Source organism: Phormidesmis sp. 146-33, from assembly GCF_052939515.1.
Genome location: NZ_JBJPHU010000151.1, coordinates 1 through 14266 on the forward strand (window position 1 = coordinate 1; position 14266 = coordinate 14266).

Genomic DNA, 14266 nt, shown 5'->3' on the forward strand with positions numbered 1-14266 from the left:
AATTCTGGTTCAAAGTCCCTCACTCGTGGGGGATTTAGGGGGCGTTCCTGGATCAAAAGCAAAGCGAAGCGTTCATCGAACTGACGTGAATTTAAGCAACGAAGTAAAAACCTTTATTGAATTCATATTCGCTCCAGAAGAAATAAGAGGCTTCTGAGTTTGTAATTACAGCAAAGTTGTTCATCTCGTTCTTAGATCAATGCTCTGGATCAATTTGATCATTCACAAAAAATTGCGTGTGATTTATTAGCGAATTCTAATTAAAAAAACTTACCCCCAGAGAAGACGATCGCTCCCTAAATATGAGGATTTCAGCTTCCTCCCCTTGGTGGAGTATGCACAATTTCTCCCACGTTACAACAGAAGCATCTGTGCTGCATTAAAGCTAAATCCAATTCAATTAGCTAACCAGCGATCGCAAAGTCTTCGTTAATTCCAACCCTCAACCATCCTCAAAAATACCAGGAGAGTCAGAATGTTTTTTCACAAAAAGCAAATGCAGTATTTCACGCCTCCGGATCAGCCTGATGCAGTCTATGCCAAAAAAATTCAGGAGCTAATCGGTGGCCCGTTTGGTGAAATGACGGTGATGATGCAGTATCTGTTTCAAGGCTGGAACTGCCGGGGGCCTGCAAAATACCGTGATATGTTGCTAGACATTGGCACCGAAGAAATCGGTCACGTCGAAATGTTAGCAGCAATGATTGCACATCTGCTTGACAAAGCCCCCCTCAAGGCTCAAGAAGATGCCGTTAACAACGATCCGATCATCGCCTCTGTAATGGGAGGAAACAACCCTCGCGATACCATCATGGCCAGCATGAATCCGCAACACGCGATCGTATCTGGTCTGGGTGCAACCCCAAGTGATAGTGTTGGGTATCCCTGGAATGGTCGATTTATTATCGCAAGTGGTAATTTGTTAGCTGACTTCCGTTCTAATCTTCATGCAGAGTCTCAAGGCCGTTTGCAGGCCATTCGCATGTATGAAATGACTTCTGATGCAGGTGTGCGCGACACTCTCAGCTTTATGATTGCCCGTGACACGATGCACCAAAATCAATGGTTAGCTGCGATCGAAGAGATCATTTCAGACGGACTGGATGATACGCCCGTGCCCAGTTCTTTCCCCCAAGATTTGGAGAAGTCAAAACACGCCTACGAATTTTGGAACCAATCAGAAGGCACCGAGAGTGCAGAAGGTCGTTGGGCTAAAGGGCCCTCAATGGACGGCAAAGGAGAATTCAAATATCTCGAAGATCCTCAACCGTTGGGCGACGCGCCACACCTGCCGCAACCCGACCCCCGTCTACACGGGACAAACGGAAACGGTCAATCGAGAAGCGATCGTACGGCTTACAAGACTCCCTCACCCCAAGCTTCTCTCTCTAACCAAAAGCCACTCTAACTAAAGGTTCGGCAAGTCTATTTGCCCTGGTTACAGATTCAAGAATGCCGCCCAAATCTTCCACAGTAAGAGACTTTGAGCCACAAGACTTATCTTAAAGTTTCTTAGAATTGGGGAGCAGAGGACTTAAGCAACGAAGCCAAAAACTTCCATTGAATTCAGATTTTTGAGTCAGGCTTTTAAGGGAGCTACGGGGATCTCACTGTGAGGTTGCCTATCGGAAAGATCTCCCCAACTCCCTTAAGAAAAGACTTAAACAAGTCGCATATGGGCTTACATTTTGCTGATGATACGCTGCACAATCTGTACACCCGTGACCGCTTGCCAACCAAACAGTCCCAACATTCCAACGTTTAGCGCAATGTGGGTATATCGTGCCCAGTCTTGTCCTTTTTGCATAAACGGCGATAGGGAAGCAGACACCGCAATGATGCCCGTCATCCCCAAGCCAGCCAGCAAATGAGAGCCGACAAAAAGCTTGCCGTTGTTGATATAAGTGACAACCATACCGCCGATCGACCCCACCACCATCAGCGCCAATAAAATTGACCCCATTTGGTAATGTTTGATATTGAACTTACCTCTGATCAATTCTTTTTTGGCATCGCCTTCTGCGGCACGGGTGCGACGAATCTGAACGCCTAAATAAAGGGCATAAATTGACAGTGCCAGCAATCCCCACATCAAGGCGGGGTGAAAAAACTGGCTGTAAACCTTAACGGACTCCGGGATCTCGATCGACATAGTGTTCTCTGTTACATGAGCGAAGATTGTCATAAAACTTAGCATAGCTTTCTAGTGCAAGAAATGTCGTATCCCGGTAAACACCATGACCAATCCAAGTTCGTCAGCAGCGATGATGGATTCTTGATCTCGGAGACTGCCTCCTGGCTGCACGATCGCTCCAATTCCTGCGGCCGCCGCCGTCTTAACAGAATCATCAAACGGGAAAAATCCATCACTGGCCAGAACAGCCCCTTTTGCGTTTTCTCCGGCTTGCTCTAGGGCAATTTGGGCCGATCCGACTCGATTCATTTGTCCGGCTCCTACTCCGATCGTGGTGCGGTTTTGAGTGACGACGATCGCGTTGGATTTGACATGTTTACAAATTCTCCAGGCAAACAGCAGTTCGGCGAGTTGGGCGGGCGTGGGCTGCTTTTGGGTGACGACTTGCCACTGGTCAGGGTCAGCAATCACATCATCTGCCGACTGAACTAAAAAGCCCCCGGCGATCGCTTTGACAGTCTGCTTGGGGCCAGTCACCAGATCGGGCAGAATTAGCACCCGAACCTTTGATTTTGCCTGCAAGATTGCCTGAGCTTCAAGATCACAACCCGGAGCCACCACGCATTCTAAAAAGGTTTTGGTGAGAGCAGTGGCCGTGGGGGCATCAATCGATCGATTCAAGGCGACAATTCCCCCAAATGCTGAGATCGAATCCGCGTTAAAGGCTTTTTCGTAAGCTTCTAACAAAGATGATCCCATCGCTGATCCACACGGATTAGTATGTTTAAGAATTGCAGCGGCCGGATCATTCTCAGGATGAGCAAATTCGGCAATGATTCGGCGGGCAGCTTCGAGGTCAACCAGGTTGTTGTAGCTGAGTTCTTTGCCCTGAAGCTTGGTGGCGGCAGCCCATCCGACCCCTTGCGGGTAACTCGAAGAGGTCGCGCTGTCTCCAGTCTGATACCAGGCAGCGGGCTGATGAGGATTTTCGCCGTAGCGCAGTTCTTGTCGTTTCTGTCCCGTGAGCGTCCAGGAATTAGGAAGCTGGTCTTGTTCTGATGCGCGCAGTTCGAGATAGTTGGCGATGGCGCGATCGTACGCTGCCGTATGTTGAAAGGCTCTCAGCGCACAGGCTTGTCGAAAGGCAGAAGACGCTTCTCCACTTTGGCGCAGTTCTTGAATATATGATTCATACTGAGCAGGATTGCAGAGAACCGTCAGATGCGCGAAATTTTTAGCCGCCGCCCTCAACATCGCCGGCCCGCCAATATCGATCTGCTCGATCGCCTCCACCAAACTGACATCTGGATTCGCGATCGTTTGCTCAAACGGGTAGAGATTGACCACCACCAGGTCGATCGGGCGGATGTTTTGCGCCTCCAAGTCAGCCACATCTTCAGACAGATTTCGCCGAGCCAGAATGCCGCCATGAATACGAGGATGCAGCGTTTTGACTCGTCCCCCCAAAATTTCTGGCGATCCGGTGTAGTCAGAAACCTTGGTCACAGGCAACCCTGCGTCTTTGAGCGCTTTGGCGGTGCCCCCACTACTGATCACATCAAAGCCCAATTCCTCAATCAGGTTACGAGCCAGATCGATCAGTCCCGTTTTATCCGATACACTAAGCAGCGCCAGACGTGCCATGAGTCAAAATCCCCAGTCATATTCGCATCTCGATCAGTCTTAAATCAGTTGTGACAATCTTGAAATAGCGGGTTCTTAGTGATTTGTTCTTAGCCACTAACTCACCACTAATAACTGACCAGCAAATTCTCACAACTCAAATAAGATCGCTGTATTTAGGATAGAGGAACTTGAGAAAGGATAACTGGAAGAGAACTTTGAATTTACGCCTCACGCCTCACCCCTCACGTATGATAAGAGCGACGAATTTTAGGTCAGGCCATGTCTCTTAGCGCGATCGCCATCCCCTCTAAATCAGCATCTCAAGGATTGATCGTCATTCTGCACGGCTGGGGCGCAAATGCTCAAGATGTCGCCTATCTTTGCTCGTTGCTAGAATTGCCCAACTGCGAGTTTAGAGTGCCGGATGCGCCCTTTCCTCACCCCTATGGCATTGGTGGAAAAATGTGGTACGACTTATCCAACAATTTGAACTTTCGAGCCGACATTTCAACGCAGCAAGACTTACTCACCAGTCGCCAACTGCTCACCGATTGGCTCAAATCATTAGAATCTGAGACGGGCATTCCGTTAAATCGGACGATTTTGGGCGGATTTTCTCAAGGCGGCGCAATGACGTTGGATGTCGGACTGTCGCTGCCACTAGCGGGATTGATGGTACTGAGTGGCTATCTGCATGGGGCGATTCCTCCGTTAGACACGGCCATTCCTCCCCTATTGATCGTGCATGGGCGACAAGATGAGATCGTTCCGCTTAAGGCCGCTCAGATTGCCCGCGATCGTCTCACTGCTTTGGGCGCACCCCTTCAGTATCAAGAGTTTGATATGGGACACGAAATCTCTCCTCAAGTCCTTAACGAAATGCAGCAATTCATTCAGAAAACGTTGAACTAGTCCGACTTCACGTTAATTAAAGCTTTACGATTGGCAGGAGCCGCGCAAGCTGGAGTAAACTTTCGACAGGGGTCTTTTACTTGCGGCGTTAAAGTCAGTTAACGTGCGGTAGAAATTTAATGGAGGTGCAAGCCATGACGACTGTAGATCTTGAGAAGCTGAATATCTCGAAGCTGACCGAAGCAGAAGTAGCGGATCTGGCTTCCCGGCTAGAACAAGACAATTACGCAAACGTGTTTGATGGGCTAAAAGATTGGCATTACTTGAGAGCGATCGCCTTTCAGCGCCCCGAACTCGTCGAACCTTATCTCCATCTGCTCGATCTAGAATCCTTTGACGAAGCTTGATTTAGGAACCAGGGAAAGTTTACGATTCGATTTTCCCTGTTCGCTAACTATTTATGCTTGAAGGCAGACGAGTTTTAGTAGGGGTTGGCGGTGGCATTGCTGCTTACAAGATTTGTGCAGTCATTTCGGCGTTGGCAAAATCTGGGGCAAGTGTTCGAGTCATTTTGACGAATTCTGCTCAACAGTTCATTACGCCTCTGACGTTATCAACGCTTAGTCGTCATCCAGCCTATACGGACAGCGCTTTTTGGCAACCAATTCACACTCGTCCGCTACACATCGAGTTGGGTGAATGGGCAGAGGTTTTTGTGATTGCGCCACTCACCGCAAATACTTTAGGCAAACTTGCTTACGGACTGGCGGATAATTTGCTGACCAATACGGTGTTGGCTTCGACTTGTCCCGTCTTGTTGGCTCCCGCGATGAATACAGACATGTGGCAACAGCAGTCTGTACAGCACAATTGGCGATCGCTCCAGTCTGATTCTCGCTACCATGCGGCCAATCCGGGAGAGGGAATGCTGGCCTGCGATCGCGTCGGAGCGGGCCGAATGGCCGAGCCTGAAGAATTGTTACCTCAGATCCGATCGCTACTCTACACCCACGGCAAGCGCGATCTAACGGGCAAACGGATTTTGATCAGCGCTGGAGGCACACGAGAATACCTTGATCCCGTCCGCTTTATTGGGAACCCTTCGACCGGGAAAATGGGAGTAGCCTTGGCTCAGGCGGCGGTGCATCGGGGAGCGATCGTGACGTTGGTACATGGGCTAATCGATCGGCCTCTGTTGGCTCATTTACAAAATGTCCGCAAAATTTCTGTAATCAATGCGGCTGAGATGCACCAGGCGATGGGGGAATGCGTCAGCGATGCGGATTGGGTGATCATGGCGGCGGCGGTTGCGGATGTCAAGCCTGCGACATTTAGTGCCGAAAAGTTGCCTAAGCGCGAGTTGCCCGATCAGTTGCCTTTGGCGAATGTGCCTGACATTGTGGCGGATTTGTCCAAGCTCAAGCAGCCTCACCAAAAACTAATCGGATTTGCTGCTCAGACGGGAGACATCATCAAACCCGCCCTAGAGAAAATGCAGCGTAAAAAGTTGGATGCGATCGCCGCCAATCCGATTGATCAGCCCAAGAGCGGTTTTGGTAGCGAGACAAATCAGGCAGTGTTAATCGATCGTTTTGGTCGTTTGGTCAAAATTCCACTCAGCAGCAAACTGCAAATGGCGCACCAGCTACTAGATTTTGTAGGTGAGATGCCCTGAGAAGTGCGTTAGAAGCCGCTTTTACTGATTGACTTTTTCCAAAAATCCATCAAACGCTGCCGATGTAATCAGACCGTTCTCTGCGAGGATTTTCCGAACGGAAACCAGATGAACAGGTCGAAGAAGTTCCTGCGGTTTGTATCCAGGGAGGACGATCAGAGTACTTGATGCGGCGTGTTGAAAAACCTGGTGAGTTCCAACCGTTTGACGGCAAATAAAACCCAGTCTTAACAGAAGTTTTTCTAAATCTGCGAAAGTTACATCCTCAGACATCGTGGTGTATTACTCCCTGTAGCTGTTGTAGAACGATGTCTCTGTACCGAGCAAACGTCCTGATGGCTTCTTGATCTAATATATTCTGTTTGCTCAAATACACAGTGACCGTTTCCCCTGTTTGAGGAAGATCAGAAATGGTTAGCTGCTCAAAATAGGCTTGCACGTACAGCCAGTAGGCTACGTCTGTTTGAGCGTCATACACAATCAAAATCCAGGGCATTGGCTCTTTCAGCCATAATTCTAAATCTGAGCGCTTGAGTGTAAAAGGGAGTGTTGTCTTATCACCAAGAACTTTTAGCGTGTCTGTTGCTTTGAGTTGAACGAAGATCTGCCCGTTTTCAATCTCACCGTTAGAGTCATAAGTGAAAATAATTAGGTCGATGCCGTAGTCATAGGTGATTCGCTCACATGAATATCCGCAGAGCAACACAAATCGTTCGACATAGTTCTCACTCAGATTTGCAATAATTATGCTGCCTAGTTCTGCGCTTCTTAGTCATTGGGATGCGAGTTGTGAAGGGTGAAGCATCCCGAATTGGTACGGGCAGTCCATGTATAAATGTAAGATACCCAACTAGGGCGATAGCTATCTCTTCGTAGTCAAAAGGTCGGAGCGAACGGCTCTATTCTTGATCCGCAACGGCATCACTCAGATACAACTCAATCAGGTTGCCACTTCTAAATCGAGTTAAGGGGCTGTTTAATTTCTACAACGCCTTCTTGCAAATCCGGGTTGCCTCTAGATTCCCCAGGGTGAGGAGTGATCCGCAAGGGGGCAGGCAGACGGGACGATCTCGGTCTTTATGTCGAAAATTGTAGAAAAATGAATGATTAATGCAATTTGACCCAGTAGGTTACAGTTTTTTGGTAGAAATTCATTGACCTGAAGACAAGCGATAAAAAGCTGTAAGGAGAAATTAAATGTTGACCTCACTATTATTAACCGTCGCTCCCAGAACGCTCGAATGGAACCCTAACGTAGCTTTGGTCATGATTGCCTGTAATATTCTGGCGATCGCCTTTGCTAAATACACGATGAAGAACCCCAGTGCGCCGCCTGCCATGCCTTCCTCTAATCTGTTTGGTGGGTTTGGGTTGCCTGCGGTCTTGGGGGCTACCAGCTTTGGTCATGTGTTGGGCGCAGGCGTGATTTTGGGATTGTCTAACATGGGCGTGTTGTAGAGCGACTTAACCCACCGTTTGATCGATTTACTTGAGTCAGGGATTTTGATCTCTGGCTTTTTTTTGAACATTGGAGACAGAAGACGGAAGACGAAAGGTGCGAAACGTAAAACAACGTGAATTCGACAGAGTTTTTTCGCTTCGTGATTCAGCACTTTCGCCCCCCAACCCCCCAATCTGGGGGACTTCCGGAAGGGATTTTTTGCTCAAAGTCCCCCAAACTTGGGGGATTTAGGGGGCTGCCTGGCGCGATCACCACAGCAAAGGATTTCATCGAATTCACGTTAAAACAGGTTCAAAGTCTTTGAGCAGGTCTCCAACAAAGCTGTCATGATCTTATGAAAATATGCTTGACCAACGCTACTTTTGTGGACAAACTTCATAAGTCATTTGAATGAATTTTTTCAGCCAATTTGCTGACAGGTTGATTGGGGCTTTGAAGCGGGATGAATTGAATTTGTTAGGCGTGATTGTGAGAGAAAATAACGATCGCCGCTTTCTTTCAAATTAAGTATATTTTATCACTAGTCATCATCCACATTCTAGAGGAGTACAGTCCATATCTATGAGCCGCTGTGCTGCATTATGCCCTGTGTAAATTACGTGTAAGATTCAGAAATTGATGTTTTAACTAATACATTCAGTTTGAAAATTAGCTTTCTCGATCGAGCAGCTTTAGGAGTCTCATTAACCATCATTTGATGTTACAAGGCTGCTGGATATCAACTACAGAGTGACATCTGGAGCAGTAGACAGCAATTCTTCGCGAACAAAGTTATTAATAACTGCTTCAAGCTTGGTATACCAAGTCACATTTAGCTGGCTATTATTTTTTCGAGAGCTTGTTATTTATGAGTGTAGCGAGTACTCTATTGATCAACTACTCTACTGACATCTCATACGCTCAAAGTTGAGTAATTGGTCACTAACTTTGCAGCCTTTTATGGACTGCTGAGTTGAACAAAGCCAGAGTGTCAGGATTAGAGAATAAAGGCTTTAGTTTGATTAATTGGGGTGCTGGCACATCTTTAACCTAACCGCGTCAACTACAAAAAACCGGGTCGATCGTAACCCAAATCATTCATCTAGGGAGGTTAGCCAAAATTATTTAAACAAATAAAACGTGGTCATTTGATGACAGTAACCCTCCGCTTGTGCTGCAAAAAAATCTGCGATCGCAAATGTGCGAACCCATTGCTTTTGTCATTCACACCAGTATTGCTAAAAGTGCTGATTTAACACCTGAGTCTTGTATCAGTAGAGGTCACTCATTTGTTTCACGCTGATCCTTAAATTCTTTTAAGGTTGAATAAACTTGTGTGGTCAGTTGATTAACCTCTGAGTAATACAAGACTTGTTCATAAGTTTGTTAAGTGTCTATCAAGTTCTTGTCAAGACGCTTTCTATTTTTTACTTGCTGTTAGGCTACTAAAAAGCTAGTGTTTCTACGGATACTCCGTTGACGTTCAGTTTTGCATCAACCCGGTGTGTGCGCTGTTGCCCAAAGTTGATTCTTTTTGTCATCACCCACACTAAATAGAGACGATTCCTCAATGAACACCATTTCTATGGTTAGCCACAAACCCTTTCAACGTCTGCATCCCCTGAGTTTGTTAGCCCAATTAATCAACCGCCAGGCAAATGGTTGCTTACAGGTTGTCAGTGGGTCTTCATCCTGGTTGATCTATCTCGATCAAGGAAGGTTGACCTTTGCAACCAGTTCTCAGGCTCCTTTTGAGCGGCTCGATCGACACCTGCATCAACTCAGTGCTTCCATTCCGGCGATCGGCACAGTGCGGAGCCAGGTTCGCCTGCTGTACGAAAATGCAGAAGGAAACTACCCGTCTACCAGCGCTGATTATCAAGCAATTTGTTGGCTTGTTGAGCAACGCTTTCTCAATACAACTCAAGCTGCTACCTTGATTGCGGCGATCGCTCAAGACGTGATTACGCCCTTTCTCGGCATCACTGAGGGAATGTATGAAGTGATCGACAAGCAAAGTTTTATCCACTATCCCCAGATTTGCCAGCTTGATTTGCGCCCGCTTGTCGAGCAGTGTCATCGCCAACGACAAACCAGCCCCGCTACCGTTCCTTCAGTGCCTCGTGAAGCATCGACTTATCAAGGGTCTCAACGGGTCGTCGAATTGAGCCATGCCGTAACGAATGGGATGAAGGCAACTCCTGCGGCTGGGCCTGTGGCTAAAACGTACTACACGGTGGCTTGTATTGATGACAGTCCTACCATTTTGCAGGCGATTAGCACCTTTTTAGATGATGCGAACTTCTCAGTGCTGATGATCAATGATCCGGTTAAAGCGCTGATGCAGGTCGTTCGCAATAAACCAGATGTGATTTTGCTTGACGTGGGAATGCCCAACCTGGATGGATACGAGCTATGTTCTTTGCTGCGTCGCCATCCCAGCTTTAAAAACACGCCGATCATCATGGTGACTGGACATACAGGCTTTATCGATCGCGCCAGAGCCAAGCTAGTCGGGGCTTCGGGCTATCTCACAAAACCATTTACCCAATCAGAATTGCTCAAGATGATGTTTAAGTTTTTGACGTAACAGAGTCAGCCAGACAAACGTAAACTGATCCAGACAGCGGATCAACCGACGAATACTAGCTACAACCCGATCGATTAGCGACTAAAAGCGCAAAGAGAAACATGAGCTTAACACTAATGCGGACAATTCTTGTCGTAGAAGATACCCCTTCGGAAATGGAATTGCTCAGTCACTATCTACGAGAAAGTGGCTATGCAGTGATTGGTGCCGTAACCGCGAAAGATGCCCTTGATAAAGCGATCGCGCTCAAGCCTGATGTGATCGTTACCGACGTTGTGATGCCCGGAATGAGTGGCTATGAGCTATGTCGGAGCCTCAGAAAAAATCCTGAAACTGAGAAAGTACCGATTATTATTTGCACCTCCAAAGGTCAAGAAATCGACAAACTCTGGGGAATGCGACAGGGAGCCGATGTCTACATCACCAAGCCCTTTACGCGAGAAGAATTGATTCGTGCTGTGCGATCGGTTGGAGGCTAACCCCATGCAAACGTCTGCGTTGACGCTACTTCAAGATCGACCTCAAAAAGCGATCGGAGAGGCCTACCTCAAGTTTGAAATTGGCCAGGGAATTCCGGTCATGTTTGGCATGAAGCAAGTTCAGGAAGTGTTGGTGTTATCGCCGCAGCGATTGACTCCGATGCCTAATATGCCTGCTTGTATTCTTGGTCTCACCAATCGTCGCAGTCGTGTGCTGTGGGTGGCTGACCTGGCAAATCTGCTAGAGGTTGGCGCACTAGATAGCAGTCCTCAACAGTATGATCTGGTGATTTTGAAGTCGAGTGCCGGGTCGATCGCTGTTGCGGTTAAGCAAGTCAATGGTCTGCTTTGGGTCAATCCCGAATCGGTGCAACCGCCTCCAGAACACATTGCAGTCAGCCTAATTCCTTTCCTGCGCGGCTGTGTTTTACAGGGTCAAGAACTCCTGCTGGTATTAGATGCAGAGTCGATCTTGCAGTCCGCTATTTTTCAGGGGCAGTGAGGCGATAAGAGCCGGAAGACAGACAAAAGACAAGAGATAAAAGACAAGAGACAGAACTGAACCCTTTGGTTTATCGCTCACACCTCACACCTCACACTCAGGAAGCCGTGCATCATGCCGTGTTCACCCCCTTACTTGCTTGAGAATGTCTTATGGTCGATCAAATTAATGCAACCAAAGATTCCAATTCCTCGTCTCGTTTGCCGTTGAGTCCGACGGATAGGATGGCGATCGAGACCCACTTTTCTCCTGTGCCAGAAGTCTCAAAAGCTCAAACTCTGAGAGGCCAACTCCGGCGGATGAGCCTGAAAACCAAAGCAACGGCGATCGCGCTGGCCATTGGCACGCTTCCGGTATTGGGGATCGGCGCGATCGCTTACTACATTGCGGATCAGGCAGTTAAAAAAGAAATTATTACCACTCAACAAGCAGCGGCAGCGGGACTTTCTGACAAGCTCAATCGCTTTATGCTGGAGCGGTATGGAGATATTCAAGTGTTGTCGCGGCTGCCCATTTTGAGCAACTCTAAAATCAAAGAAAACACCTCAAATGATGAAAAGCAAGCGGTTCTTGACCAGTTTGTAGAGGTTTATGGCAGCTACCAGAATATTGCAGTGTTGGATCTCGACGGCAATGTGCAGTTGCAATCTCGCGGATCAAAGCTATCTAATCAGAAAGATCAGGATTATTTTCAATCGGTGTTGCGGAGCAATAATCCCTATGTAGAACGGGTGGTCTCTTCCTCGACTGCCAATGATTCTGCTCTTTATTTTGCGGCTCCAGTGCGGGATAGCGTGAGCGGAAAAACGATCGCCATTGTTCGCACGGTGGTCACCCTGCAAAAGATTGAGGATGTAATCCGCGACTATCAGGTTTCGGCGAGAGACTACTTTTTGCTCGACTCGACAGGTAAGTTTTTTATCGCGTCCCAAAAGGAGGGAGTCGGACGAGACGCAAAGCAAGATTTTCCGGGGTTAGACAAACTGCAAGCCGACAAGAAAGCAGGCACCTTTGTCTCGACCAATCAACTCGATCGCACTCAACAACTCGTCAGCTACACACCGGGAACCACGCTACAAGGCTTGCCCGCTCTTGACTGGGAAGTAATTTTAGCGGCGGATACCGATGTGGCGTTTGCGGCTCAAAGAGGACTGTTGACGACGCTGGCGATCGGGACATTTATCACAGCGCTGTGGGTCGGCATCTTGGCGGCGGCGATCGCACGTAGAGTCACCCGTCCGATTTTGGAAGCGACGCAAGCCGTCGAACAATTGGGACAGGGCGCGCTCAATACGCGGGTCGAAGTGCAGGGAGAAGACGAATTAGCGGGGTTGAGTACCAATATCAACCAGATGGCGGATCAGCTACAAGACCTGCTCTATCGTCAGACTCTGAGCGCCCAGCGATCGCAGATTCTCAGTGAGATGGTGGTGAATATTCGTAAATCTCTCAACTTTGATGACATTCTGCAAACCGGAGTCGATGAAATTCGCAGTTTTCTCAAGGTCGATCGCGTAGTGATTTACCGATTTAATGAAGACTGGCTCAGTGGCACCATTACCGCCGAGTCGGTTGGGTCGGGCTGGATTCGGGCGATGGGCAAGACGATCGAAGATCCGTTGAAACCAGGGGATATCGATCGCTATCGCAGCGGCAGAATTTGGTTTACCGAAAACGTCCACAATGGAGATCTAGCACGCTGTCACTGTGAGATCTTAGACCGTCTAGAAGTCAAAGCCAACATGGTCGGCCCCATCTTGCGAAATGGATCTCTGATTGCATTAATCTGCGCTCATCAATGCTCTAGTACTCGGAAATGGGAACCGGAAGAAATCGAATTTTTTGCACAACTGAGTACACAGATCGGATTCGCACTAGATCAAGCTTATTTATTAGAACAAGCCCAGCAAGCGCGCCACGAAGCCGAAGCGCTTTCAGAAGAGCGACGACAGCAAAAAGAAGACCTGCAACTCCAGTTGTTGAATTTGTTGGGCGATGTGGAAGGTGCCGTGATGGGCGATCTCACCGTGCGGGCAGATGTGACGGCGGGCGACATTGGGACGGTAGCCGACTTCTTTAACTCGATCGTTGAGAGTCTGCGGCAAATCGTCACCCAGGTCAAACAGGCGGCCATTCAGGTCAACACGTCGCTGGGCAGTGATGAACAGTCGGTTCGCAATCTGGCGGTAGAAGCGCTTCAACAAGCCGAAGAAACCACTCGCACGTTGGCCTCAATGGAGGAAATGATGCGATCGATTCAGTCAGTTTCTGATAGCGCCCGTCAAGCGGCCGAGGTCACGCGCACTGCGTCCCAAACAGCCGAAGAAGGCGGCACAGCAATGGATCTGACAGTGCAGAACATTCTGGGTTTGCGAGAAACGATCGGAGAAACCGCCAAAAAAGTCAAACGTCTGGGAGAGTCATCTCAGCAGATTTCTAAGGTCGTCTCGCTGATCAATCAAATCGCCCTGCAAACCAATCTCCTCGCTATCAATGCCGGGATCGAGGCAGCCCGCGCAGGAGAAGAAAGTCAAGGATTTGCGGTCGTTGCCGAAGAAGTGGGGGAACTGGCGGCTCGATCGGCGGCCGCTACACGAGAAATCGAACAAATCGTCGCCACCATTCAGCGCGAAACCAGCGAGGTGGTCGATGCGATGGAAGAAGGCACCACCCAGGTCGTCAAAGGAACGCGCCTCGTCGAAAACGCCAAACAAAGTCTAGAGCAGATTCTCACGGTTTCACGCCAGATTGATCAGATTGTGCGATCGATTTCAGATGCCACCGTGTCTCAAGTCGAAACCTCACAAGCTGTCACCAATTTGATGCAAGACATTGTACAAGTGGCAGGTCGCACCTCTGATTCGTCTCTCCAAGTCTCCCAGTCTCTCCGCCAAACCGTAGAAGTCGCCAGAGACCTGCAAGCGTCGGTCGGAGCCTTCAAAGTTGAGGGATGAGGGATGAAGGAGG

Annotated in this window: 13 protein-coding genes; 9 read left to right on the top strand and 4 right to left on the bottom strand. The window is 48.5% G+C overall.

What is annotated here, in order from left to right:
• Window positions 1-475: 475 nt before the first annotated feature.
• Window positions 476-1408 carry a manganese catalase family protein gene (locus ACJ2PR_RS32110; protein ID WP_446880050.1) on the top strand — a complete coding sequence of 311 codons (933 nt, stop codon included), beginning with the start codon at window positions 476-478 and terminating at the stop codon, window positions 1406-1408.
• A 273-nt stretch (window positions 1409-1681) separates the two neighbouring features.
• On the opposite strand, the gene ACJ2PR_RS32115 is transcribed toward ACJ2PR_RS32110, so the two are convergent.
• The gene (locus ACJ2PR_RS32115) at window positions 1682-2152 is read right to left on the bottom strand and encodes a DUF4079 domain-containing protein (protein WP_446865967.1); all 471 of its coding nucleotides are present in this window, start codon (window positions 2150-2152) and stop codon (window positions 1682-1684) included.
• Window positions 2153-2203: 51 nt separating this feature from the next.
• Window positions 2204-3778: a bifunctional phosphoribosylaminoimidazolecarboxamide formyltransferase/IMP cyclohydrolase gene (gene purH, locus ACJ2PR_RS32120; protein WP_446880052.1), complete on the bottom strand. Its 1575-nt coding sequence runs from the start codon at window positions 3776-3778 to the stop codon at window positions 2204-2206.
• Between the two features lie 261 nt (window positions 3779-4039).
• On the opposite strand from purH, the gene ACJ2PR_RS32125 reads away from it, so the two are divergent.
• The 3 genes from ACJ2PR_RS32125 to coaBC all read left to right on the top strand — a co-directional run bounded on the left by ACJ2PR_RS32125 (window position 4040) and on the right by coaBC (window position 6287).
• Entirely contained in the window at window positions 4040-4672 is a 633-nt protein-coding gene (locus tag ACJ2PR_RS32125) for an alpha/beta hydrolase (protein WP_446880053.1), read from the top strand.
• Window positions 4673-4806: 134 nt separating this feature from the next.
• Window positions 4807-5019 (top strand): protein IsiD, encoded by a 213-nt coding sequence (gene isiD, locus ACJ2PR_RS32130; RefSeq protein ID WP_446857344.1) that lies wholly within the window; start codon window positions 4807-4809, stop codon window positions 5017-5019.
• Window positions 5020-5072: 53 nt separating this feature from the next.
• Window positions 5073-6287: a bifunctional phosphopantothenoylcysteine decarboxylase/phosphopantothenate--cysteine ligase CoaBC gene (coaBC, locus tag ACJ2PR_RS32135; RefSeq protein WP_446880055.1), complete on the top strand. Its 1215-nt coding sequence runs from the start codon at window positions 5073-5075 to the stop codon at window positions 6285-6287.
• Window positions 6288-6308: 21 nt separating this feature from the next.
• Here coaBC and ACJ2PR_RS32140 read toward each other — a convergent pair whose 3' ends face one another.
• Entirely contained in the window at window positions 6309-6560 is a 252-nt protein-coding gene (locus ACJ2PR_RS32140) for a type II toxin-antitoxin system HicA family toxin (RefSeq protein WP_446880057.1), read from the bottom strand.
• The gene (locus ACJ2PR_RS32145) at window positions 6553-7035 is read right to left on the bottom strand and encodes a DUF4365 domain-containing protein (RefSeq protein WP_446880060.1); all 483 of its coding nucleotides are present in this window, start codon (window positions 7033-7035) and stop codon (window positions 6553-6555) included. The genes ACJ2PR_RS32140 and ACJ2PR_RS32145 overlap by 8 nt, the downstream gene beginning before the upstream one ends.
• 449 nt (window positions 7036-7484) lie before the next feature.
• On the opposite strand from ACJ2PR_RS32145, the gene psaK reads away from it, so the two are divergent.
• From psaK to ACJ2PR_RS32170, 5 genes are all read left to right on the top strand, one after another.
• Window positions 7485-7745 carry a photosystem I reaction center subunit PsaK gene (gene psaK, locus ACJ2PR_RS32150; RefSeq protein WP_446865963.1) on the top strand — a complete coding sequence of 87 codons (261 nt, stop codon included), beginning with the start codon at window positions 7485-7487 and terminating at the stop codon, window positions 7743-7745.
• 1553 nt (window positions 7746-9298) lie between these two features.
• Window positions 9299-10318, top strand: a complete 1020-nt coding sequence (locus ACJ2PR_RS32155; RefSeq protein WP_446880058.1) for a response regulator — start codon at window positions 9299-9301, stop codon at window positions 10316-10318.
• Window positions 10319-10434: 116 nt separating this feature from the next.
• Window positions 10435-10797 carry a response regulator transcription factor gene (locus ACJ2PR_RS32160; RefSeq protein ID WP_446865961.1) on the top strand — a complete coding sequence of 121 codons (363 nt, stop codon included), beginning with the start codon at window positions 10435-10437 and terminating at the stop codon, window positions 10795-10797.
• A 4-nt stretch (window positions 10798-10801) separates the two neighbouring features.
• Window positions 10802-11299, top strand: coding sequence for a chemotaxis protein CheW (locus ACJ2PR_RS32165; protein WP_446865960.1), 498 nt, complete (start codon window positions 10802-10804; stop codon window positions 11297-11299).
• Between the two features lie 152 nt (window positions 11300-11451).
• Window positions 11452-14253: a methyl-accepting chemotaxis protein gene (locus tag ACJ2PR_RS32170; protein ID WP_446880059.1), complete on the top strand. Its 2802-nt coding sequence runs from the start codon at window positions 11452-11454 to the stop codon at window positions 14251-14253.
• Window positions 14254-14266: the final 13 nt, after the last annotated feature.